This window comes from Xenophilus sp. Marseille-Q4582 (genome assembly GCF_916700565.1).
GTDB lineage: Bacteria > Pseudomonadota > Gammaproteobacteria > Burkholderiales > Burkholderiaceae_C > Xenophilus.
In genome coordinates this window covers 926,465-949,382 of sequence record NZ_CAKAKO010000001.1, presented here as the reverse complement: position 1 = coordinate 949,382, position 22,918 = coordinate 926,465, and the positions used below count along the sequence as shown (strand labels likewise).

General features: G+C 69.7%; 22 protein-coding genes. 12 read left to right on the top strand and 10 right to left on the bottom strand.

Annotation, left to right across the window (positions count from 1 at the left end):
* Window positions 1-7: 7 nt before the first annotated feature.
* Complete coding sequence (gene pmbA / locus LG388_RS04380) at window positions 8-1,390, bottom strand: metalloprotease PmbA (RefSeq protein ID WP_225781601.1); 1,383 nt, start codon at window positions 1,388-1,390, stop codon at window positions 8-10.
* Window positions 1,391-1,522: 132 nt separating this feature from the next.
* On the opposite strand from pmbA, the gene yjgA reads away from it, so the two are divergent.
* Both yjgA and mog read left to right on the top strand, forming a co-directional pair.
* Window positions 1,523-2,179, top strand: coding sequence for a ribosome biogenesis factor YjgA (gene yjgA, locus LG388_RS04375; RefSeq protein WP_225781600.1), 657 nt, complete (start codon window positions 1,523-1,525; stop codon window positions 2,177-2,179).
* Between the two features lie 94 nt (window positions 2,180-2,273).
* Window positions 2,274-2,882, top strand: a complete 609-nt coding sequence (mog, locus tag LG388_RS04370) for a molybdopterin adenylyltransferase (protein ID WP_225781599.1) — start codon at window positions 2,274-2,276, stop codon at window positions 2,880-2,882.
* Window positions 2,883-2,981: 99 nt separating this feature from the next.
* Here the strand turns inward: mog and LG388_RS04365 are convergent, their stop codons facing one another.
* Complete coding sequence (locus LG388_RS04365) at window positions 2,982-3,434, bottom strand: CBS domain-containing protein (protein ID WP_225781598.1); 453 nt, start codon at window positions 3,432-3,434, stop codon at window positions 2,982-2,984.
* Window positions 3,435-3,655: 221 nt separating this feature from the next.
* Here LG388_RS04365 and LG388_RS04360 point away from each other — a divergent pair, with 221 nt between their 5' ends.
* Together LG388_RS04360 and LG388_RS04355 are read left to right on the top strand one after the other, a co-directional pair.
* Window positions 3,656-4,975 carry an O-acetylhomoserine aminocarboxypropyltransferase gene (locus tag LG388_RS04360; protein WP_225781597.1) on the top strand — a complete coding sequence of 440 codons (1,320 nt, stop codon included), beginning with the start codon at window positions 3,656-3,658 and terminating at the stop codon, window positions 4,973-4,975.
* A 5-nt stretch (window positions 4,976-4,980) separates the two neighbouring features.
* Window positions 4,981-5,793 (top strand): alpha/beta fold hydrolase, encoded by an 813-nt coding sequence (locus LG388_RS04355; RefSeq protein WP_225781596.1) that lies wholly within the window; start codon window positions 4,981-4,983, stop codon window positions 5,791-5,793.
* Between the two features lie 70 nt (window positions 5,794-5,863).
* On the opposite strand, the gene LG388_RS04350 is transcribed toward LG388_RS04355, so the two are convergent.
* From LG388_RS04350 to LG388_RS04335, 4 genes are all read right to left on the bottom strand, one after another.
* Window positions 5,864-6,286, bottom strand: a complete 423-nt coding sequence (locus LG388_RS04350) for a NirD/YgiW/YdeI family stress tolerance protein (protein WP_225781595.1) — start codon at window positions 6,284-6,286, stop codon at window positions 5,864-5,866.
* 162 nt (window positions 6,287-6,448) lie between these two features.
* A complete protein-coding gene (locus LG388_RS04345) occupies window positions 6,449-7,840 on the bottom strand; it encodes an ATP-binding protein (protein ID WP_225781594.1) in 1,392 nt (463 codons plus the stop codon).
* Complete coding sequence (locus tag LG388_RS04340) at window positions 7,837-8,505, bottom strand: response regulator transcription factor (protein WP_225781593.1); 669 nt, start codon at window positions 8,503-8,505, stop codon at window positions 7,837-7,839. The genes LG388_RS04345 and LG388_RS04340 overlap by 4 nt, the downstream gene beginning before the upstream one ends.
* Before the next feature lie 43 nt (window positions 8,506-8,548).
* Entirely contained in the window at window positions 8,549-8,920 is a 372-nt protein-coding gene (locus LG388_RS04335; RefSeq protein ID WP_225781592.1) for a thioredoxin family protein, read from the bottom strand.
* 91 nt (window positions 8,921-9,011) lie between these two features.
* Here LG388_RS04335 and LG388_RS04330 point away from each other — a divergent pair, with 91 nt between their 5' ends.
* From LG388_RS04330 to LG388_RS04295, 8 genes are all read left to right on the top strand, one after another.
* Window positions 9,012-9,368: a DUF962 domain-containing protein gene (locus LG388_RS04330; RefSeq protein WP_225781591.1), complete on the top strand. Its 357-nt coding sequence runs from the start codon at window positions 9,012-9,014 to the stop codon at window positions 9,366-9,368.
* Between the two features lie 139 nt (window positions 9,369-9,507).
* Window positions 9,508-10,515, top strand: coding sequence for a LacI family DNA-binding transcriptional regulator (locus LG388_RS04325; protein WP_225781590.1), 1,008 nt, complete (start codon window positions 9,508-9,510; stop codon window positions 10,513-10,515).
* Between the two features lie 41 nt (window positions 10,516-10,556).
* Window positions 10,557-11,567, top strand: a complete 1,011-nt coding sequence (locus tag LG388_RS04320) for an ABC transporter substrate-binding protein (protein ID WP_225781589.1) — start codon at window positions 10,557-10,559, stop codon at window positions 11,565-11,567.
* On the top strand, window positions 11,564-12,373 hold the full coding sequence (locus LG388_RS04315; protein WP_225781588.1) for an ABC transporter permease: 810 nt from the start codon (window positions 11,564-11,566) through the stop codon (window positions 12,371-12,373). Before LG388_RS04320 ends, LG388_RS04315 begins: the two co-directional genes overlap by 4 nt.
* Before the next feature lie 13 nt (window positions 12,374-12,386).
* Entirely contained in the window at window positions 12,387-13,184 is a 798-nt protein-coding gene (locus tag LG388_RS04310; protein WP_225781587.1) for an ABC transporter permease, read from the top strand.
* Window positions 13,174-14,241 carry an ABC transporter ATP-binding protein gene (locus tag LG388_RS04305; protein WP_225781586.1) on the top strand — a complete coding sequence of 356 codons (1,068 nt, stop codon included), beginning with the start codon at window positions 13,174-13,176 and terminating at the stop codon, window positions 14,239-14,241. Before LG388_RS04310 ends, LG388_RS04305 begins: the two co-directional genes overlap by 11 nt.
* Entirely contained in the window at window positions 14,238-15,062 is an 825-nt protein-coding gene (locus LG388_RS04300; protein WP_225781585.1) for a phosphodiesterase, read from the top strand. Before LG388_RS04305 ends, LG388_RS04300 begins: the two co-directional genes overlap by 4 nt.
* Before the next feature lie 144 nt (window positions 15,063-15,206).
* Window positions 15,207-16,874, top strand: coding sequence for a Na/Pi cotransporter family protein (locus tag LG388_RS04295; RefSeq protein WP_225781584.1), 1,668 nt, complete (start codon window positions 15,207-15,209; stop codon window positions 16,872-16,874).
* Window positions 16,875-16,890: 16 nt separating this feature from the next.
* Here LG388_RS04295 and cls read toward each other — a convergent pair whose 3' ends face one another.
* The 4 genes from cls to icd all read right to left on the bottom strand — a co-directional run bounded on the left by cls (window position 16,891) and on the right by icd (window position 22,766).
* Complete coding sequence (gene cls / locus LG388_RS04290) at window positions 16,891-18,336, bottom strand: cardiolipin synthase (RefSeq protein ID WP_225781583.1); 1,446 nt, start codon at window positions 18,334-18,336, stop codon at window positions 16,891-16,893.
* 143 nt (window positions 18,337-18,479) lie between these two features.
* Entirely contained in the window at window positions 18,480-20,801 is a 2,322-nt protein-coding gene (gene clpA, locus LG388_RS04285) for an ATP-dependent Clp protease ATP-binding subunit ClpA (RefSeq protein ID WP_225781582.1), read from the bottom strand.
* Window positions 20,802-20,861: 60 nt separating this feature from the next.
* Complete coding sequence (gene clpS, locus LG388_RS04280) at window positions 20,862-21,218, bottom strand: ATP-dependent Clp protease adapter ClpS (RefSeq protein ID WP_225781581.1); 357 nt, start codon at window positions 21,216-21,218, stop codon at window positions 20,862-20,864.
* Window positions 21,219-21,503: 285 nt separating this feature from the next.
* Complete coding sequence (gene icd, locus LG388_RS04275) at window positions 21,504-22,766, bottom strand: NADP-dependent isocitrate dehydrogenase (protein WP_225781580.1); 1,263 nt, start codon at window positions 22,764-22,766, stop codon at window positions 21,504-21,506.
* Window positions 22,767-22,918 lie beyond the last annotated feature (152 nt).

The following is a 22,918-nucleotide window of genomic DNA, read 5'->3' as shown; positions in this document are numbered from 1 at the left end:
CCGCGGTTCAGGCCCCCGCCACCTTCATGCGGTTGACCAGGATCGAGCCCGTGGTCTTGGCGCCGTAGTTGTAGGCGTCGGCGCCCACGGCCTCGATGCCCATGAGCATGTCCTTCAGGTTGCCGGCGATGGTGATCTCTTCCACCGGATGCACGATGCGGCCCTTCTCGACCCAGAAGCCGCTCGCGCCGCGCGAGTAGTCGCCGGTCACGTAGTTCACGCCCTGTCCCATCAGCTCGATGACGAACAGGCCCGTGCCCAGCTTGCGCAGCATCTCTTCGAGGTCGTCGCCCGGCTGCGTGAGCCGCGAGCTCAGCGTGAGGTTGTGCGAGCCGCCGGCGTTGCCGGTGGTCTTCATGCCCAGCTTGCGCGCGGAATAGGTCGACAGGAAGTAGCCCTGCAGCCGGCCGCCGTCGACCACCTGGCGCCGGCGCACGGCCACGCCTTCGTCGTCGAAGGGCGAGCTGCCCTTGCCGCGCCGGATGAAGGGATCTTCGACCACGTCGATGTGCGAAGGCAGCACCGGCTTGCCCAGCGAATCGAGCAGGAAGCTGCTGCGGCGGTACAGCGCGCCGCCGCTGGTGGCCTGCACCAGCGCGCCCAGCAGGCCGGCCGCCAGCGGCGACTCGAACAGCACCGGGCATTCCACCGTCTTGATCTTGCGCGCGCGCAGGCGGCTCAGCGCACGCTCGGCGGCATAGCGGCCCACAGCCTGCGGGCTGGCCAGTTCGTCCGCCGAGCGCATGGAGCTGTACCAGGCATCGCGCTGCATGTCCTCGCCGCCCTTGCCAGGGACTGAAGCGATGGGCGCGACCGAGATCGAATGGCGCGAACTCGCATAGCCGCCGCGAAAGCCGTGCGTGTGCGCGCTGAAGAAGTGGCTCTGCTGGGCCGACACGCCCGCGCCCTCGCTGTTGGTCACGCGCTTGTCAGTGGCGAAGGCCGCGGCCTCGCATTCCAGCGCCAGTTCGGCGGCGCGGGCGCTGTCGATGGCCCAGGGGTGGAACAGGTCCAGGTCGGGATGCTCGGTGGCGATGTCCGCCTCGTCGGGCAGGCCGGCCACCGGGTCTTCGGCCGTGAAGCGCGCAATGTCGTAGGCCGCCTGCACGGTGCGCGCGACGGCCGCCTCGGAAAAGTCGGAGGTGCTGGCATTGCCCCGGCGCTGGCCCACGTACACCGTCACGCCCAACGACTTGTCGCGGTTGCGCTCGACGTTCTCCAGCTCACCCTTGCGCACCGACACCGACAGCCCGCAGCCTTCGGACGCCTCGGCCCCCGCATCGGTGGCGCCCAGCTTCTTCGCATGCGCGAGGGCGCTGTCCACCAGGTTCTCGAAGAATTCGCGGCTGTAGGCGAAGCCGCTGTCTGCACGGGCGTGGGAGGTCGTCATGTGGAGGACAATGATAGCGGCGCCCCCCGGCCGCGGCTCGGCACGGCGCCCGCGCGGCAGCGGCCCGGAGGGCACCCCGCGCAGCCGCGCCTTCGCTTCCTTCTTCGCTTCTATTTCACGCACCGCTCCGCCATGCCCCGCAAACCCAAGAAAGGCTATTTCGTCCGCGGCCACTTCGTGGCCGAAGGCAGCGAACTGGACCAGGAACTCAAGCGCGAACTCAAGGGCGGCATCGAGACCAGCAAGACCGACCTCAAGCGCGAAAGCGACGAGCGCCAGGCCCTGGGCGAAGCGCTGCTCACGCTGCGCGCCGACCTGCTGGGCCGCCTGGGCCTGCCCGAGACGCTGCTCGAAGCGCTGGCCGAGGCCAGACGCATCACCAATTTCGAGGGCCGCCGGCGGCAGATGCAGTACATCGGCAAGCTCATGCGCAAGCTGGACGAAGACACGGTGCGCGCGGCCCAGCAGGCGCTGGACGAGCAGGCGCGTGGCTCGGTGCACGAGACCGCCCTGCTGCACGAGGCCGAAGGCTGGCGCGAGCGCCTGATCGCCGGCGACGAGGCCGTGGGCGCCTGGATCGAGACCCATGCCGGCACCGACGTGCAGCAGTTGCGCGCACTGGTGCGCCAGGCCCGCAAGGACCTGCAGGCCGGCAAGCCCGGCGAGGCGCCGCGCCAGGGCAAGGCTTTCCGCGAGCTGTTCCAGCTGGTGCGCGCGCAGCTGTCGGCCCATGGCGACGCCGACCATGGCGCGCTGGCGGCCCACCAGTCGCGCGAGGAGGACGCATGAAGGGCATGAAGACCGTGGCGGCTCCGGCGCGCCGCCGCTTCGCGCGGTCCGCGGCGCCCCCAGGGACCGCTGTTCATCTTGGGGCGGCCCGGCGATGAACACTCCCGTGGCCTCCCCTTTCGACCCGGTGCGCATCGGCATCGTCTCGGTCAGCGACCGCGCCTCCACCGGCGTGTACGAAGACAAGGGCCTGCCCGCGCTGCAGGACTGGCTCACGCGCGCGCTGCGCAACCCGATCGCCTTCGAGCCGCGCCTGATCCCCGACGAGCAGGCCACCATCAGCGCCACCCTGGTCGAGCTGGTGGATGCCGGCTGCTCGCTGGTGCTGACCACGGGCGGCACCGGCCCGGCCCCGCGCGACGTGACGCCCGAGGCCACGCTGGCCGTGGCGCACAAGGAAATGCCGGGCTTCGGCGAGCAGATGCGCCAGATCAGCCTGCGCTTCGTGCCCACGGCCATCCTCTCGCGACAGGTGGCCGTGATCCGCGGCCAGGCGCTGATCCTGAACCTGCCGGGCCAGCCCAAGGCCATCGCGGAGACGCTGGAAGGCCTGAAAAACGCGGATGGGAGCCAGGCGGTGCCGGGCATCTTCGCGGCCGTGCCCTACTGCATCGACCTGATCGGCGGCCCGTACCTGGAAACCGACGAGGCCGTGTGCAAGGCCTTCCGGCCGAAGTCGGCGCAGCGCGTGCCGCGCGGCTGACGCGGCGCAGGCCCCGCCACCTGGGCCGGCGCAGCAGGCGCCGGCTGCCACGCGCGCGGCCCGCTGCGTGCGCGTATATACGTGAAGGGTTGTGAAGGTTCAGCGCCCTTCGTCTTCCTCGCCCGGCCAGTCGCGGATGTAGGCCTTGAGCATCTTGTTCTCGAAGTTTTGGCTGTCCACCACGGCCTTGGCCACGTCGTAGAAGCTGATCACGCCCATGAGCATGCGCTTGTCCATCACGGGCATGTAGCGCGCGTGGCGGTCCAGCATCATGCGGCGCACCTCGTCCAGCTCGGTCTCGGCGGTGCAGGTCAGGGGAGCATCGTCCATGGCCTTGCGCACCGTGGTGGTCCCCACGGCGCCGCCGTTGGCCTGCAAGGTCAGGATGATTTCGCGGAAGGTCAGCATGCCCACCAGGTCGCCATGCTCCATGACCACGAGCGAGCCGATGTCCTTCTCGGCCATCACGGCCACCGCGTCGGCCAGGGGATCGTCGGGGGTGATGGTGTAGAGCGTGTTGCCCTTCACACGCAGGATGTCGCTGACTTTCATGGTGGGTGCTCCTCGCAGGGCGGTGTGTCGATTTGAATATAGCCCACAATCCAGGCGCTTTGGCGCTTTGCGGGCCCCGCCTTCGGGGGCGCAACGTGACCACCTGTGAACGGGCAGGCACCTGGGCGACATGCGCGCGCTGCGCACCCCGGTCCACTCCTGCCTGCCTTCCCTTCCTGCCGCGGCGCCCCCGCGCCGCCTTCGACGATGGAGCCTTTTGCATGAGCGGCTATTCCGACCCCGGGTTCGACACCCTGGCCCTGCACGCGGGCGCTGCGCCCGACCCGAGCACCGGCGCGCGCGCGGTGCCCATCCACCTGTCCACCTCCTTCGTCTTCGAGTCCAGCGACCATGCCGCGGCGCTGTTCAACCTCGAACGCTCGGGCCATGTGTACAGCCGCATCAGCAACCCGACCAACGCAGTGCTGGAGCAGCGCGTGTCGGCGCTCGAAGGCGGCATCGGCGCCATCGCCACGGCCAGCGGCCAGGCGGCGCTGCACCTGTCCATTGCCACGCTGATGGGCGCGGGCTCGCACATCGTCGCCAGCACGGCGCTGTACGGCGGCTCGCAGAACCTGCTGCACTACACGATGCGCCGCTTCGGCATCGAGACGACTTTCGTCAAGCCCGGCGACATCGACGGCTGGAAGGCCGCCGTGCGGCCCAACACCAAGCTGTTCTTCGGCGAGACCGTGGGCAATCCGGGCCTGGACGTGCTGGACATCCCCACCGTGAGCCAGATCGCGCATGAGGCTGGCGTGCCGCTGCTGGTCGACTCCACGCTCACCTCGCCTTACCTGATCAAGCCCTTCGACCATGGCGCCGACCTGGTCTACCACTCGGCCACCAAGTTCCTCTCGGGCCATGGCACCGTGATCGGCGGCATCGTGGTCGATGGCGGCAGCTTCGACTGGGACGGACCGCGCGCCGCGGGCAAGTTCGCCGAACTGACCCAGGCCTATGACGGTTTCCACAACATGGTATTCAGCGAGGAGTCCACCGTGGGCGCCTTCCTGCTGCGCGCGCGCCGCGAAGGCCTGCGCGATTTCGGTGCCTGCATGAGCCCGCACTCGGCCTGGCTGATCCTGCAGGGCATCGAGACGCTGCCGCTGCGCATGGAACGCCACATCGCCAACACCGAGAAGGTGGTGCAGTTCCTGGCCAGCCACCCGTTCGTGTCGCGCGTGAGCCACCCGCTGCTCGAATCGCATCCGAGCCATGCGCTGGCCGGCAAGCTCCTGCGGCACGGCGCCAAGGGGGCGGGCTCGGTGTTCAGCTTCGACATGAAGGGCAACCGTGCGCAGGGCAAGAAGTTCATCGAGACGCTCAAGCTCTTCAGCCACCTGGCCAACGTGGGCGACTGCCGCTCGCTGGTGATCCACCCGGCCAGCACCACGCACTTCCGCATGACCGACGAGGCCCTGGCCGGCGCCGGCATCGGCCAGGGCACGATCCGCCTGTCGATCGGCCTGGAAGACCCTCATGATCTGATCGACGACCTCAAGCGCGCGCTGAAGGCGGCCGAAAAGGCAGGGAGCTGATCGCCATGGAACTCCAAGTCAACGGCCACAAGACCTTCGTCTACACCGGCGGCAAGCCTTTCGACGCGGCCAAGCCCAGCGTGGTGTTCATCCATGGCGTGCTCAACGACCACAGCGTGTGGATCCTGCAGAGCCGCTGGTTCGCGCACCACGGCTGGAACGTGCTGGCCATCGACCTGCCGGGCCATTGCAAGAGCGAAGGCCCGCCGCCCGCGAGCGTGGAAGAGGCGGCCGGCTTCGTGCTGGCGCTGCTGGACGCCGCCGGCATCGAGAAGGCCGCGCTCGTCGGCCACAGCTTCGGCTCGCTGATCGCGCTGGAAACCGCCGCGCGCGCGCCGCAGCGCGTGTCGCACCTGGCCCTGGTGGGCACCGCCTACCCGATGGCGGTGTCGCCCGCGCTGCTGCAAAGCGCGCTGGAGGCGCCCGAGCAGGCGATCGCGATGGTCAACACCTTCTCGCATTCGATGCTGGCCCCGCCGCCCTCCTCGCTGGGCCCGGGCACCTGGCTGTACGGCGGCTCGCGCGCGCTCATGCGCCGCGTGCTGGCCAGCAACCCGCAGGTCAACGTGTTCCACACCGGCTTCAAGGCCTGCAACGACTATGCGAACGGCGAGGCCGCCATCGCCGCCGTGCAGTGCCCGGTGCTGTTCCTGCTGGGCGAAGCCGACCAGATGACGCCGCCGCGCGCCGCGCAGGCGCTGGCGAAGAAGGCGCCGCAGGCGAAGGTGGTGACGGTGAAGGCCGGCCATGCGCTGATGAGCGAAGCGCCCGACGACGTGCTGTTCGCGCTGCGCGACTTCATGCTCGGCACGCGCTGAGCGCTCCGCATTCGCAGGAAGGCTCCGACATCTTCTGGATGCCGGGGCCTTCTTGGCTTGATGCGGCCGATCAGTTGATCAGCGTGATGCGGTCCACTTCGAACTCGGTCTTGCGCAGGCCCTTGTCGAATTCGCCGAGCAGCTCCACGCGCTGCTGCGCGCTCACGGTCTGGCCGGCGGGGAAGTCCTCGTCGTCGATCTCCACCGTGATGCGGCCCGTGGCGTCCTCGAAGGTGTAGCGGTCGCCCCCGTCGTGCGACACGATGCGGCCCTGCAGGCGCGCGTGCTGGTCGTCCTTGCCGGCGTCCAGCAACTGCTTGACGGTCATGAGCGGCACGCTGCTCGGGCCGGCGTAGCCGCCGGGCGCTGCCGGCGCGGCCGCCGCCTTCGGGGCGTTGCTCGGGCCGGTGTAGGCAGAGGGCTGCGCGAAGGCAGTGGCGGAGCCGAGGCCCAGCAGGGCGGCGATGGCGAGGGCGGAGGCGGTTTGGCGCATGGCGATGAACTCCTTGAGATGGGTGCAGATGGGTGTAGATGGGTAGTGGCGGACACGCGCTGTGTGCGCGTGACGCCATTGGGCGCCCGGAAGATGAAGGCAATCTGAGGCGCGGGCTGCGGCGGCGGCAGCCGAGCCCGGCCGTCGCGGGGCCGCGGCGCTTCAGGCTGCAGGAAAGTCCAGCACCGCGCCCAGTCCGCGCCCGCCCAGGCCGTCCTCGAACCGCAGCGTGGCGCCATGCAGGGCCGCGATGCGCGCCACGATGGACAGGCCCAGCCCGTTGCCCGGTCGGCCCGTGCCCAGCACGCGGAAGAAGCGCTCGCCCAGGCGCGCCCGCTCGGCCGGGGGCACGCCGGGGCCGTCGTCGCGCACGGCGATGCGCACGCCGCCCGCGGGCAGGGGCCGCGATTCGACCTGCAGCCGCACGCCCGGCGGCCCGTAATGCACGGCGTTGTCGATCAGGTTGCGCAGCGCGCTGGCCAGCAGCGCCGGCGCGGCCTGCACGGTGGGCACGGCCAGGGCGCGCTGCAGGCGGGCGCCGGGGGGCAGCGCAGCTTCCAGCGTGTCGAGCAGCGCGTCCAGGTGCACGGCTTCGCGCGCCGGCGGCTGCGCCTGCGGCTCCAGCCGGGTGAGGGCCAGCAGGCTTTCGACCAGCGCGGTGCAGCGGTCCACGTCGGCGCGCAGCTGCTGCAGGTGGACGTCGGGCACCTGGCGCTCGCGTTCGATGAGCTGCACGCGCATGCGCAGCGCCGCCAGGGGCGTGCGCAGCTCGTGCGCGGCATCGGCCGTGAAGCGGCGTTCGCTGTCCAGCGCCAGGCGCAGGCGCCCCAGCAGCGCGTTGAGCGCGTCCACCACGGGCTGCAGTTCGCGCGGCAGGCCTTGCGCATCGATGGCGGTCAGGTCCTGCGGCGACTTGACGGCGATGCGCGTGGCCGTGTCTTCCAGCGGCCGCAGCAGGCGGCGGATCAGCACCCAGCTGAGCGCCGTGAGCACGGCCAGCAGCGCCAGCGCGGGCCAGGCCAGGTTCTCGGCCATGTCTTCGAGCAGCTCCAGCCGCTCCTCCAGGGGCTGGCCCACCTGGGCGCTGACCCCGTGGTCGCCATGGCGCACGTGCACCCGCCACAGCTCGCCATCGGCCCGCACGGTGGCCTCGCCCTTCGTGCGCGAGGCATCGGGCACGAAGGCCGCCTGCGGCGCATCCTCGCCGCGCAGCAGCACGCGGCCGTCGGCGGCCACCACCTGCCAGACCATGCGCAGCTTCAGGGCCTCGCCACGGCCCCCCTGCAGCGCCTGCGGCACCGCCCCGCCACTGCCCGAAGCCCCGAGCTGCAGCACGAGCCGCGCGCCCTCTTCCAGCGAGTCGTCGAAGACTTCGCTGGCGGCAGACCAGGCCACCGCGATCACGATGGCCAGGCTGACCAGCCACAGGCTGATGCTCACGCCCATCACGGCGAGCAAGAGGCGTCGGCGCAGCGAGCCGCCGCGCGCGCGGGCGCCAGCGGGATGCCCGGGCCGCGCCCCGCGCCGTGCCCTCGGCCAGGCCAGGCCGCTCATGCCGGTGCCAGGCCGTAGCCCTGGTTGCGCACGGTGCGGATGAAGGCGCTGCCCAGCTTGCGGCGCAGGTTGTAGATGTGGACCTCAATGGCGTTGCTTTCCACTTCCTCGCCCCAGCCGTACAGCGCTTCTTCGAGCTGCGCGCGGCTCAGGATGTGGCCGGGCCGGCGCATCAGCGCCTGCAGCACGGCGAGTTCACGCGCGGTGACGGCCACGGCTTCGCCGCGCAGCGTCACGCGCTTGGCCGCCGGGTCCAGCGTCACCTCGCCATGGCGCAGCTCGGGCGTGGCCTGCGCCGCGCCGCGGCGCAGCGCGGCGCGCACCCGGGCCGACAGCTCCTCCAGGTCAAAGGGCTTGACCAGGTAGTCGTCGGCGCCGAGGTCCAGGCCCTGCACGCGGTCGGCCAGCGTGTCGCGGGCCGTGATCAGGATCACCGGCAGATGGGCGCGGCCCGCGCCGTGCGCGCGCAGGCGCTGCAGCACGGCGTCGCCGTCCAGCCCGGGCAGGCCGCGGTCCAGCAGCACGCACTGGTAGTCGTGGGTGGCCAGGGCCGTGGCGGCCTGGTCGCCGCGCTGCAGCCAGTCGACGGCATGGCCGTCCAGCTGCAGCCACGATTGCAGCGAGCTGCCCAGCGAGGGGTCGTCTTCGATCAGCAGGATGCGCATCGCCCGACCATGGACGGCGAAGATGAAGGGAATCTGAGGCGGCTCAGCCGGGCGGGCCGGCCGGCGCGAAGGGGGCCGGGTCGTCGCGCACCGCATGCAGCAGCGCGGCCACTTCGGCCGGTGCCGGCCCCGCGGCCGGCAGCGCCGCGAGCAGGCGCGACAGTGTCTGCGCATGCGGCAGCATCGGCCCGAGGAAATGCAGGCCCTGCGCGCTGGCGACCAGCAGCGTGGGGAAGGTCTCGACGTCGAAGTCGTCGGCCAGGTCCGCATGGTCTTCGACGTCCACCCAGGCGAAGGCGGCGCCCGGGTGCTGCTGCGCCACCTGGGCGAACGGTGTGCGGTAGTCGCGGCAGGTGCCGCACCATTCGGCGCACAGGCAGATCACCTGGAGGTCGGCGGACAGGGGGAGGTTCATCGAAGCGTCGGGAAAGGAGCGCCAGTGGAGGCGACGGGAGGCGGCCGCTATTATGGGCACAGGCCCCGCGCGAGGGCCGCAGGAGACGACCATGCCCCAACACACGCCCGGTGCAAGTCCCTGGCAGGCCGGCGCCGCCGTGGACCCGAAGCGCTTCACGAGCTTTGCCGAGTTCTACCCCTTCTACCTGAGCGAGCATGCCAACCGCACCTGCCGGCGCCTGCATTTCGTGGGCTCCTCGCTGGGGCTGGTCTGCCTGGCCACGGCGGTGCTGACGCGCAACGCCGGGTGGGTGCTCGCGGGCCTGCTGGCCGGCTACGCCTTTGCCTGGATCGGGCATTTCGGCTTCGAGAAGAACAAGCCCGCCTCCTTCAAGCGCCCCCTCTACAGCTTCCTGGGCGACTGGGCGATGTACCGCGACATCTGGCTCGGCCGCATCAAGCTCTGAGCACCCCGGCCCGCTGCGGGCCGAGCGCCAATGGCCGCGCGGCGCCCGCGCCGCCCCCGGGATAACCCGGGCCGTCACCCGTCATCACGCCGTAATAATCCGCGGCTCAAAATGTAAACGATTACATTGAGCCATCACGATGAGCATCCAGGCCGTCGCGAGAAAGGCCGGCGTCTCCGTCGCCACCGTTTCCCGTGCCTTCAACTTCCCTGACAAGGTCACGCCCGCCACCCGCGCGCTGGTGGAAAGCGTGGCGCGCGAATTGGGCTACCTGCCGAACGCCAGCGCCCGCACGCTGCGCACGCAGCGCAGCCGCGTGCTGGGCGTGGTGCTGCCGACGCTGCTCAACCCGACCTTCGCCGAATGCCTGCAAGGCATCGCCGCCGCCGCCCACGCGGCGGGCTATGCCATCCTGCCCTTGACCACGGCCTATGAGATCGCACAGGAAGAAGACGCCGTGAGCCGCCTGATCGCCGCCAATGTGGACGGCATGATCCTGGTGGTGTCCAGCCCCTCGACCTCGGCCGCGCTGGCTCGGCTACAGGCCGCCGGCAGCCCCTACGTGCTGGCCTACAACCGACATCCGGCCCACCCCTGCGTGTCGGTGGACAGCGAAGGCGCTTCGGCCGACGTGGTGGCGCGTCTGGTGGCGCTGGGCCACCGCGAGATCGCGATGGTCAGCGGCACGCTGGCCGCCTCGGACCGCTCGCAGCAGCGCTACCGCGGCTACCTCCAGGGCATGGCCGCGGCCGGGCTGGCCGCGCCGCCGCTGCTGGAGGTGCCCTTCGTCGAAAGCGCCGTGGACGCCGTGAGCCGCCACCTGCGGCAGCCGCAGCGCCCCACGGCCCTGTTCTGCTCCAACGACCTGCTAGCCATCCGCAGCCTGCGCGCCGCCGCTCGGGCCGGCCTGCAGGTGCCGCGCGACCTGGCCGTGGTCGGCTTCGACGGCATCGCGCTCGGCGAAGACCTCACGCCCATGCTCAGCACCGTGGCCCAGCCCAACAGCGAGATCGGCGCCCGCAGCGTCGAGCTGCTGGTGCAGGCGCTGGCCAGCGGCACCCCGCTTTCACCCGAGGCAGGCCTGCTGCTGCCTCATGCCTTCCGGACCGGCGAATCCTGCGGCCCGGTGCCTTCAACGGTCGCCTGAGTCGGCCGCCCTCTCCATCTCCCCTCATCCAAGGAGTTCCCATGTCCCCCACCCTCCGACGCCTGGGCCGTATCGCCGCCCTCGCCGCGACGCTCGCCACCGGCAGCGCCTTCGCCCAGACCGCCATCTGCTACAACTGCCCCACCGAATGGGCCGACTGGGGTACGCAACTGCGCGCCATCAAGGCCAAGACCGGTGTCACGGTGCCGGCCGACAACAAGAACTCGGGCCAGTCGCTGGCCCAGCTGGTGGCGGAAAAGCGCAGCCCGGTGGCCGACGTGACCTACCTGGGCGTGACCTTCGCCATCCAGGCGCAGAAGGACGGCGTGGTGGCCCCGCACAAGCCCGCCGCGTGGAACGAGATTCCCGACGGCCTGAAGGACCCGGCCGGCCACTGGTTCACCATCCATTCGGGCACGCTGGGCTTCATGGTCAATGTGGACGCGCTCAAGGGCAAGCCGGTGCCCAAGTCCTGGGCCGACCTGCTCAAGCCCGAGTACAAGGGCCTCGTCGGCTACCTGGACCCGGCCTCGGCCTTCGTGGGCTACGTGGGCGCGGTGGCCGTGAACCAGGCGCGCGGCGGCAGCATGCAGAACTTCGGCCCCGGCATCGACTACTTCAAGGCGCTGCAGAAGAACGACCCGATCGTGCCCAAGCAGACCTCCTACGCGCGCGTGCTGTCGGGTGAGATCGCGATCCTGCTGGACTACGACTTCAACGCCTACCGCGCCAAGTACAAGGACAAGGCGAACGTGCAGTTCGTGATCCCGGCCGAAGGCACGGTGGTGGTGCCCTACGTGATGAGCCTGGTGGCGAACGCGCCGCACAAGGCCGACGCCGCCAAGGTGCTGGACTTCGTGCTGTCCGACGAGGGCCAGGCGATCTGGGCCAAGGCCTACCTGCGCCCGGTGCGCGCCAGCGCCATGCCCAAGGACGTGGAAGCCCAGTTCCTGCCAGCCAGCGAATACGCACGCGCCAAGACGGTGGACTACGCCAGCATGGCCGACGCGCAGCGCGACTTCTCGGCCCGCTACCTGAAGGAAGTGCGTTGAGCGCCCAGCAACGCAGGCTGGTGTGGATTTGTGCGGCCCCGGCGGCCGCCTTTTTCCTGGCCTTCTGGCTGCTGCCCGTGCTGCGTCTGCTGGCGCTGCCAGCCGAGGAAGGCTGGCGCACCTACTTCGTGGTGCTCACGGACAGCCGCTACCTGGAAAGCATGCTCAACACGCTGGGCCTGTCGCTGGGGGTGACGCTGGCCACGCTGGCGCTGGGTGCCGCGGTGGGCATCTACCTGGCGCGCCGGCAGTTCGCGGGCAAGCGCGTGCTGCTGTCGCTGCTGACGCTGCCGCTCTCTTTCCCCGGCGTGATCATTGGTTTTTTCGTGATCCTGCTGGGCGGCCGGCAGGGGCTGGTGGCCGACATTTCCGAAGCCCTGGGTGGTGAACGGCTGACCTTCGCCTATGGTCTGCTGGGCCTGTTCCTGGCCTACCTGTACTTCTCGCTGCCGCGCGCGATCGCGACCTATGCGGCGGCGGCCGAATCGATGAACACGCAGCTCGAAGAGGCCGCGCGCTCGCTCGGCGCCTCGCGGCTGCAGGTGGTGCGCGACGTCTGGCTGCCCGAGCTGGCGCCCACCACGCTGGCCTGCGGCGCCATCGTGTTCGCCACCTCCATGGGCGCCTTCGGCACGGCCTTCACGCTTTCAGCCAAATTCGAGGTGCTGCCCATCACCATCTACAACGAGTTCACCAACTACGCCAACTTCGCGCTCGCGGCCTCGCTGTCGATCGCGCTCGGCATCGTGACCTGGTTCGTGCTGTTCCTGGCACGCCACTTCAGTGGCAACCCTAGCGTGCGCTGAGGAGGGCCGTCTCATGCGAAACAACAACGCCCGCTCGCCCTTCCTGCTCACGATCACGCTGATCGTCAGCGTGTTCATGATCGCGCCCATGGGGCTGTCGGTGATGGCCGGCCTGGTCAACAACTACAGCGTGGGCTTGAAAAGCGGCCTCACGCTGCGCTGGCTCGGCGAGGTGTGGGAGGTCTACGGCAGCACCGTGGGCTGGTCCCTCGTGCTCGCCACGGCCTGCGTGATCGGCACGGTGATCATCGGCGTGCCCTGCGCCTACGCGCTGGCACGCAGCCGCTCGCGCTGGGCCCGCGCCTTCGAGGAACTGCTGACCCTGCCGGTGGCCGTGCCCGGGCTGGCCACCGCGCTGGCGCTGATCCTGGCCTACGGCCAGATCACCTGGTTCCGCCAGAGCTTCGGCTTCATCCTGGTGGGCCACATCGTGTTCACGCTGCCCTTCATGGTGCGCACCGTGGCCTCGGCCTTCCAGCAGGGCGACCTCGTGGCGCTGGAAGAGGCCGGCCGCACCTTGGGCGCCAGCTTCGTGCAGCGCTTCATGGGCATCCTGGTGCCCGCCGTGTTCCCGGCCATCGTGGCCGGCGCGCTGATGGTGTTCACGCTCTCGGTGGGGGAATTCAACCTCACCTGGATGCTGCACACGCCCGTCACGCGCACGCTGCCCGTGGGCCTGGCCGACAGCTATGCCTCCATGCGCATCGAGATCGGCTCGGCCTACACGCTGGTCTTCTTCATCGTCATCCTTCCCGTGCTCTGGGGCCTGCAGTCGCTGGCCGACCTGATCCGCAAACGCCATGGAACTTGAACGCATCCCGGTCCACGTGGACCACTGCTCCAAAACCTACGCCGACGGCACCCGCGGCCTGCAGCCCACCGACCTGCACGTGGAAGCGGGTGAGGTACTGGCCCTGCTCGGCCCCTCGGGCTGCGGCAAGACCACGCTGCTGCGGCTGATCGCCGGCCTGGAAACACTGGACGAGGGCGGGCGCATCCGCTTCGGCGACCAGGACGTGACGCACCGCCCGGTCGAACAGCGCAATGTCGGCATGGTGTTCCAGAGCTACGCCCTGTTCCCGCAGATGAGCGTGGCCGCCAACATCGGCTACGGCCTGCGCATCCGCGGCACCGCCAAGGCCGAGGAACAGCGCGTGGTGGGCGAACTGCTGGAACTCACGCGCCTCACGCAGTTGCAGCACAAGCGGCCCGGCGAACTGTCGGGCGGGCAGCGCCAGCGCGTGGCCCTGGCGCGTGCCGTGGCGGTGCGCCCGCGCGTGCTGCTGCTGGACGAGCCGCTGGCCGCGCTGGACGCCAAGCTCAAGGAGTCGCTGCGCGACGAGCTGGCGGAGCTGCTGCGCCGCCTGCACATCACGGCCATCCACGTGACGCACGACCAGCAGGAAGCGATGGCCATCGCCGACCGGCTGGCCGTGATGCAGGCCGGCCGCATCGTGCAGGTGGGCCGCGGCGAAGACCTCTACCGCGCGCCCACCCATCCCTTCGTGGCCGAGTTCCTGGGCCGCGTGAACCGCCTGGAGCGCAGTGCCGACGCTGCCGCAGCAGGCGCGGTGCCGGTGGGCGGCACCGCGCTGGGCTGCCCGCGCGCGCTGGCCGACACGCGGCTGCTGGTGCGCCCGGAAGACATCCAGGTCGGCGCCCTACAGTCCGGCTGGGGCCGCGCGCGCGTGGCGCAGCGCACCTTCCTGGGCGACCGCGTGCAGCTGCGCCTGAGCCTGAGCGACCAGGCCGACCTGCTGGCCGACCTGGGCCGCGACGCGCCCTTCCGGGCCGGCGACGAGGTCGGCATCCACATTCCTGCCGAACGATTCATGAGTGCGCAAGAAGCGCAGGGAGCCCGCGCGTGAACCCCACCTTCCTGGTCCAGCTGACCGATCTCCACATCCGCGAGCCGGGCCGCCTGGCCTATGGCCGCATCAACACCGCGCCCTACCTGGAACGCGCCGTGCAAAGCGTGCTGGCGCTGCGCCAGAGCGCCGATGCCGTGGTGGTGACGGGCGACCTGAGCGACTTCGGCCGCGCCGCCGAGTACGCGCACCTGAAGGCGCTGCTGGCGCCGCTGCGAATGCCCGTGTACCTGCTGCCCGGCAACCATGACGAGCGCGAGCAACTGCGCCGCAGCTTCCCGGACCACGGCTACCTGGGCAGCGAAGGCTACGTGCAGTACAGCGTGAAGGTGGGCCCGCTGCGCCTGATCGCGCTGGACACGGCCGAGACCGGCCAACCGCACGGCCGCCTGTGCCGCACGCGCCTGGACTGGCTGGCGGCGGAACTGGACCGCTGCCGGCACGAACCCGTGGTCGTGGCCATGCACCATCCGCCCTTCAGGACGCTGATCGGCCACATGGACGACATCGGTCTGCTGGAGGGCGCCGACGAGATGGAAGCGATCATCGCCCGGCACCCGAACGTGGAGCGCATCATCTGCGGCCACCTGCACCGCGCGATCGACGTGCGCTTCGGCGGCACCATCGCCTCCACCTCGCCCGCGCCAGGCCACCAGGTCTGCCTGGACCTGCAGCCCCAGGCGCCTTCGGCCTGGACGCTCGAGCCCCCGGGCTTTCGCGTGCATGCGTGGGATGGCCATCGCCTGGTCACGCACCTGGCGGCCTCGGGCACCTTCGAGGGGCCCTACCCCTTCCACGACAACGGCGCGCTGATCGACTGACGCCTGCGGCGCCCGGCGGGCCTGCGGGGCGCCGTCGGCATGCCGCCTCCGTCCGACAGGAGCGCACGTCTCCGGCTTCGGCAACGGCGGGGCCCAGGGCGCACAATGCTCGTCGCCCGGAAAAAAGGAGAAAACAGCCCGGCAATGAAACACCTGTTGAACTTGCTCGCAGCAGTCGCGCTGCTGGTGTGGGGAACGCACCTCGTGCGCACGGGCGTGCTGCGCGTGTTCGGCGGCAATCTGCGGCGCTACCTGCAGCGCAGCCTGGGCAACCGCTTCTCGGCCGCCTTGGCGGGCATCGGCGTCACGGCCCTCGTGCAATCGAGCACGGCCACGTCGCTGATGACTTCGTCCTTCGTCGGCCAGGGCCTGATCACGCTGCCCGCCGCGCTGGCCGTGATGCGCGGCGCGGACGTGGGCACGGCGCTGATGTCGGTGCTGTTCTCCACCGACCTGTCCTGGCTCTCGCCGCTGTTCATCTTCACGGGCGTGGTGCTGTCCATCACGCGGCCCGAAAGCGCGACCGGGCGCTTCGGCCGCGTGCTCATCGGCCTGGGCCTGATGCTGCTCGCGCTGCAGCTCGTGGTGCAGGCCACCGGCCCGCTTTTCGAAAGCGAGGCCATGCGCGCGGTGATCGCGTCCATCACCAGCGACCTGCTGCTGGAGATCACGCTGGGCGCCGCGCTCTCGGTGCTGGCCTATTCCAGCCTGGCCGTGGTGCTGCTGGTGGCGGCCATGGCCGCCTCGGCCGTGGTGCCGCTGGACGTGGCGCTGGGCCTGACGCTGGGGGCCAACCTGGGCAGCGGCATCCTGGCCGTGCTGACCACGGCCAAGTCCGCCGTGACGGTGCGCCAGGTGACGGTGGGCAACCTGCTGTTCAAGATGCTGGGCGTGGCCCTGGCCGCGCCCTTCCTGGGGCTGTGGCTGCGCTACCTGCAGCCGCATGTGGGCGGGCCGACGCAGCTGGTGGTGTTCTTCCACCTGACCTTTAACATCGTCACCAGCGTGCTCTTCATCGGACTCACGACGCCGGTCGCCCGCCTGGCCCAGCGCCTGCTGCCCACGCCGCCGGCCTCGCCCGCCACCAGCCGGCCGCGGCATCTGGATCCATCGGCGCTGTCCACGCCGTCGCTGGCCATCTCCAACGCCGCGCGCGAGGCGCTGCACCAGGCCGACGTGGTGGAAACCATGCTGATCGGCACGCTCGCCGTGATCCGCACCAACGACCTGCGGCTGGCCGAGGAGCTGCGCAAGATGGACGACACGGTCGACCAGCTCTACTCGGACATCAAGTACTACCTGACCAAGATCTCGCGCGAGGCGCTGGGCGAGGAAGAGAGCAAGCGCTGGACCGACATCATCAGCTTCACCATCAACATGGAGCAGGTGGGCGACATCATCGAGCGGGTGATCACCGACATCGAGGACAAGAAGATCCGGCCGCAGCGCAACTTCTCCGAGGCCGGCATGGCCGAGATCGTGGAACTGCACGAGCGCCTGGTCGCCAACCTGCGCCTGGGCATGAGCGTGTTCCTCAACGGCAACGTGCGCGACGCGCAGAAGCTGCTGGAAGAAAAGGCGCGCTTTCGCGACCTGGAGCGCGCCTATGCGAACACGCACCTGGCGCGGCTGATGGACCGCGCGACCCCGAGCATGGAGACCAGCTCGCTGCACATCGACCTGATCAGCGACCTGAAGCGCATCAACTCGCACATCTGCTCGATCGCCTATCCTATCCTCGACTCGGCCGGCGCCCTCGCGCCGAGCCGGCTGCGCGCTTCGCAGCTGGTGCCGATGGACGACCACCCCTGACGCCGCGCGGCTGTCCCTACAGGAGCGGGGACAGCAGGCGCGCGCCGGCCTCGCCCAGCCGGCGGGCAAAGCGCGGCCGGCGGCGGCGCACCGGCAAGGCGTGCTCCAGATCAGCCTCGAACTGGGCCGTCAGCGGCTGCGTCAGCGCGGGGCCGTACACCACCGCCATCACCTCGAAGTTGAGGCTGAAGCTGCGCTGGTCGAAATTCGCCGTGCCGATCATGGCGCAATGCTCGTCCACCACCAGCGTCTTGGAATGCAGCATGCGCTCGCGGTATTCCCAGATCTTGACGCCAGCGGCGATCAGCTCGGCGAAGTAGGAGCGCGCGGCGGCCGTGACGATGCGCGAGTCGCTGCGCTCGGGCACCAGCAGGCGCACGTCCACGCCGCGCAGCGCGGCGCTGGTCAAGGCCATCAGCGCCGCCTCGGTCGGCACGAAGTACGGCGTGGTCAGCCAGCAGCGCTGCGTGGCACTGTGGATGGCCGCCACCTGCAGGCGATGGATGGGCTCCAGCGGCGTGTCGGGGCCGCTGCTGACGATCTGCACCGGGATGCGGCCCGCGTCCAGCTGGGGCAGCAGTTGCGACAGCAGCTCGCCGCCCAGGCCGCGCGGCCGCTCGCCCGTGGCGTAGGCCCAGTCCTCGAGGAAGGTGGTCTGCAGCCAGCGCACGGCCGCGCCCTCCAGCCGCAGGTGCACGTCGTGGTACGCATCGGCACGCGCCCGCCGGTCTTCTTCGTCGGTGATGTTCACGCCGCCCGTGAAGCCGATGCAGCCATCGCAGACCACGATCTTGCGGTGGGTGCGGTAGTTGATGACTGGCCGCAGCCGGCGCCCGATGCGCGAGTCGTGGAAGAGCGCGATCTGCGCGCCCGCCTCGCGCAGCGGCGCCAGGAACTGGCGGCCCACGCGCTTGGAGCCCAGCGCGTCGATCAGCAGCCGCACCTGCACGCCGGCCCGCGCACGCGCCACCAGCCGGTCGCGCAGCTGCGTGCCGATGCCGTCGGGCTCGTAGATGTAGTACTCGAGGTGGATGTGGTGCTGCGCCGCGTCGACGGCCTCGAGGATGGCGTCGAAGGTCGCGGCACCGCCCGAAAGCAGGTCGGCGGCGGTCGCGCTCGACAGCGGCAGGCCGCAGCTGGCGGTGCCCAGGGCCGCGAGCTGGCGCAGCACGGGCGGCGCCTCGTGCGCGGCACGGCTGATCAGCGCCAGGTCGCGCGCGCCATACGCGCTCGCGCGCACGCGCAGGCGCTTGAGGCGCTGCTTGCGCAGCCGCTGCGGGCCGAAGAAGTAGTAGACGCCGAAGCCCACATAGGGCAGCGCCGACAGCGACAGGATCCAGCCCAGCGTGGCGACCGGCGTGCGCTTTTGCAGCACGATCCAGACGGACAGGACGGCGATGTAGAAGGTCCAGGCCAGCGAAAGGCCGGTTTTCCAGGCGTCGCTGAGTTCGGGCAGGGTCACGCGTGAGATCGAAGGGGTGGGTCTGGCGGGCGCCGCGGGGCGCCTCCGAGCAGACGAAAAAAGGGCCGGCAGCGATGCTACCGGCCCTTTCTGTCAGGACGCGCCGCAGGCGGCGCGTTCCGCAGCCACGGCGGCGATGCGGATCACCCGGCCGCCGTCTCTTCCGCCTCGGGCTTGTTGCGGCCTTCCTTCTTGGGCAGCGGCTGGATGTCGAGCAGGACTTCGTCCTTGTCGTCCAGGTCCACGCCCAGGCGCCCGCCTTCGGTCAGGCGGCCGAAGAGCAGTTCGTCGGCCAGCGCGCGACGGATCGTGTCCTGGATCAGGCGCTGCATCGGGCGCGCGCCCATCAGCGGATCGAAGCCCTTCTTGGCCAGGTGCTTGCGCAGGCTGTCGCTGAAGGTGACTTCCACCTTCTTCTCGGCCAGCTGCGTTTCCAGCTGCAGCAGGAACTTGTCGACCACGCGCAGGATGATCTGCTCGTCCAGCGCCTTGAAGCTCACGATGGCGTCCAGGCGGTTGCGGAACTCGGGCGTGAACAGGCGCTTGATGTCCCCCATCTCGTCGCCGGCCTGGCGCGGGTTGGTGAAGCCAATGGTCGCCTTGTTCATGGTCTCGGCGCCCGCGTTCGTCGTCATGATGATGATGACGTTGCGGAAGTCGGCCTTGCGTCCGTTGTTGTCCGTCAGCGTGCCGTGGTCCATGACCTGCAGCAGCACGTTGAAGATGTCCGGATGCGCCTTCTCGATCTCGTCGAGCAGCAGCACCGCGTGCGGCTTCTTCGTGATGGCCTCGGTCAGCAGGCCGCCCTGGTCGAAGCCCACGTAGCCCGGGGGCGCGCCGATCAGGCGGCTCACCGCATGGCGCTCCATGTACTCCGACATGTCGAAGCGGATCAGCTCGATGCCCATGATGAAGGCCAGCTGCTTCGCCGCCTCGGTCTTGCCCACGCCGGTGGGGCCGCTGAAGAGGAAGGAGCCGATCGGCTTGTCGCCCTTGCCCAGGCCCGAGCGCGACATCTTCACGGCCGACGCCAGCACTTCCAGCGCCTTGTCCTGGCCGAAGACCACGCTCTTCAAGTCGCGCTCCAGCGTCTGCAGCTTGCTGCGGTCGTCGTTGCTCACGTTCGCGGGCGGGATGCGCGCGATCTTCGCCACGATCTCCTCGACCTCGGTCTTGCCGATGGTCTTCTTGCGCTTGGAAGGCGCCAGGATGCGCTGCGCCGCGCCGGCCTCGTCGATCACGTCGATGGCCTTGTCAGGCAGGTGCCGGTCGTTGATGTACTTGGCCGACAGTTCGGCTGCCGCCTGCAGCGCCGCCACGGCGTACTTGACGCTGTGATGCTCCTCGAAGCGGCTCTTGAGCCCCTTGAGGATCTCGATGGTCTCGGGCACCGTGGGCTCGACCACGTCGACCTTCTGGAAGCGCCGCGACAGCGCGGCGTCCTTCTCGAAGATGCCGCGGTACTCCGTGAAGGTGGTCGCGCCGATGCACTTGAGCTGGCCGCTCGAGAGCGCGGGCTTGAGCAGGTTGGACGCATCCAGCGTGCCGCCCGAGGCCGCACCGGCGCCGATCAGCGTGTGGATCTCGTCGATGAACAGCACCGCGTTGGGCTTGTCCTTGAGCGACTTGAGCACGCCCTTCAGGCGCTGCTCGAAATCGCCGCGGTACTTGGTGCCGGCCAGCAGCGCGCCCATGTCCAGCGAGTACACGTTGGACTCGGCCAGGATCTCGGGCACGTCGCCCTGCGTGATGCGCCAGGCCAGGCCCTCGGCGATGGCGGTCTTGCCCACGCCGGCCTCGCCGACCAGCAGCGGGTTGTTCTTGCGCCGGCGGCACAGGATCTGGATCACGCGCTCGACCTCGTAGTCGCGGCCGATCAGCGGATCGATCTTGCCGTCCTTGGCCTGCTGGTTGAGGTTGACGGTGAACTGCTCCAGCGGCGAAGCCTTTTCGTTCTTCTCCGAGGCGCCGCCTTCCTCGCCCTCGGACGCGGGTGCGTCGCCGCCCTTCGCCGGCTCGGGCGGATCACTCTTCTTGATGCCGTGGGCGATGAAGTTCACCACGTCCAGGCGCGTCACGCCCTGCTGGTGCAGGTAGTAGACGGCGTGCGAGTCCTTCTCGCCGAAGATGGCCACGAGCACGTTGGCACCCGTGACTTCCTTCTTGCCGTTGCCGGTGGACTGCACGTGCATGATGGCGCGCTGGATCACGCGCTGGAAGCCCAGCGTGGGCTGGGTGTCGACCTCGTCGGTGCCCGCCACCTGAGGCGTGTTGTCCTTGATGAAATTGGTCAGCGATGCACGAAGATCATCGATGTTGGCCGAGCATGCGCGCAGAACCTCCGCGGCGCTCGGGTTGTCCAGCAAAGCGAGCAGCAGGTGCTCCACGGTGATGAACTCGTGGCGCTGCTGGCGGGCCTCGACGAAGGCCATGTGCAAGCTGACTTCCAGTTCCTGGGCAATCATGTGATTTCCTTTGCCTTGCTGTGTGATGGGGCGATGACCTCAGATGGGTGAGACCCTGATTTATTCAACCGGTTCACTCACGCACTGCAGCGGATGCCCGGCCTGCACTGCGGCTTCCATCACCTGGTTCACCTTGGTGGCTGCCACGTCGCGGGGGTAGACCCCACAGACGCCGCGGCCATCCAGATGGATCTTGAGCATGATCTGCGTGGCGGTCTCGCGGTCCTTGTTGAAGAACTCCTGCAGAACCACCACCACGAATTCCATCGGGGTGTAATCGTCATTGAGCATCACCACCTGGTACATGCGTGGCGGTGCCGTCTTCTGCGGACGACGCTCCAGCACCACCGAGCCGCCGTCGTCGTGCCTGGGCACGGCCGGCGCCGCGGGCGGCGTGGAGGGATTTTTGGTAGCCATGAAATTCATTCTATAGAGGGCGCCCACGGCGTGCCGCACGCCGCGCTGCCCCTTCCGAGATGGGGGCGCGCTGCGGTTTTCACAACAGGGGCCGTCGCGCCGGGCGGCGGCCGGCCGGGCCGCCGGGCCCCCAGGCCTGCACCAGCGGCGCCGGCCGCAGGGCGGGAGCCGGCAGGAGGCCGCCGGTTCGGGCCGGCGCTGCCGCAGCGGCGAACGGCGCAACCGCCCACAGCCGGCAGGGGCATGCCGGCTGAAGCCCGGCACTTCAGCCCGGCGCGGGGGGCCTCACTCGGCCATCGCGTCGATCATCACCTGCCCGAAGCCCGAGCAACTGACCTGCGTCGCCCCCTCCATGAGGCGCGCGAAGTCGTAGGTGACCTTCTTGCGCTGGATCGCCGCCTCCAGGGCCTTCACGATCACGTCGGCTGCTTCGGTCCAGCCCAGGTGGCGCAGCATCATCTCGGCCGACAGGATGCTGGAGCCGGGGTTCACATAGTCCTTGCCCGCGTACTTCGGCGCCGTGCCGTGCGTGACCTCGAACATCGCCACCCGGTCGTTGAGGTTGGCCCCGGGCGCGATGCCGATGCCGCCCACCTGCGCCGCCACGGCCTCGGAGATGTAGTCGCCGTTGAGGTTCAGCGTCGCGATCACGCTGTACTCCGCCGGGCGCATCAGCACCTGCTGCAGGAAGGCGTCGGCGATCACGTCCTTGATGATGATGTTCTTGCCCGTCTGCGGATGCTTCACGCGCATCCAGGGGCCATCGTCCAGCAGTTGCGCACCGAATTCCTGCGCCGCCACCTGGTAGGCCCAGTCGCGGAACCCCCCTTCGGTGAACTTCATGATGTTGCCCTTGTGCACGATGGTCACGCTGGGCTTGTGGTGGTCGATGGCGTACTGGATCGCCCGGCGCATCAGGCGCTGGGTGCCCTCGATGGACACCGGCTTGATGCCGATGGCCGAGGTTTCGGGAAAGCGGATCTTGCGCTCGCCCATCTGGTCCTGCAGGAACTGGATCAGCTGCCGGGCCTTGTCCGACCGCGCCGCGAACTCGATGCCCGCATAGATGTCTTCCGAGTTCTCGCGGAACACCGTCATGTCGGTCTTCTCGGGCTCGCGCAGCGGCGAGGGCACGCCCCGGTAGTAGCGCACGGGGCGCAGGCAGACATACAGGTCGAGCGCCTGCCGCAATGCCACGTTGAGCGAGCGGATGCCGCCGCCCACGGGCGTGGTCAGCGGGCCCTTGATGGACACCCCGTACTCGCGCACGGCGTCCAGCGTCTCCTCGGGCAGCCAGGTGTCGGCACCGTACAGGCGCGTGGCCTTCTCGCCCGCGAACACCTCCATCCAGCAGATCTTGCGCCGCTCGCCGTAGGCGGTGGCCACGGCGGCGTCCACCACCCTCAGCATCACGGGCGTCACGTCGCGACCCACGCCGTCACCTTCGATGTACGGAATGATCGGCCGGTCGGGAACGTTCAGCGTCTGATCGGCCTGGACGGTGATCTTCTGGCCATCGGCGGGCAACTGGATGTGCTGGTAAGGCATGAGCGGGCGAAGCGGGAGCGCGGAAAAAAGAGGCCGCGGCAAAGGCGAACAGGCGCAGGAATGCGCGCGCGAGCCGGGAATTCTATGCATCGCCTTCCCGGCGCGCCGGCCGGCGGCTTCCCGCACAGTCGCGCGGGCGGCACGGCCGCTGC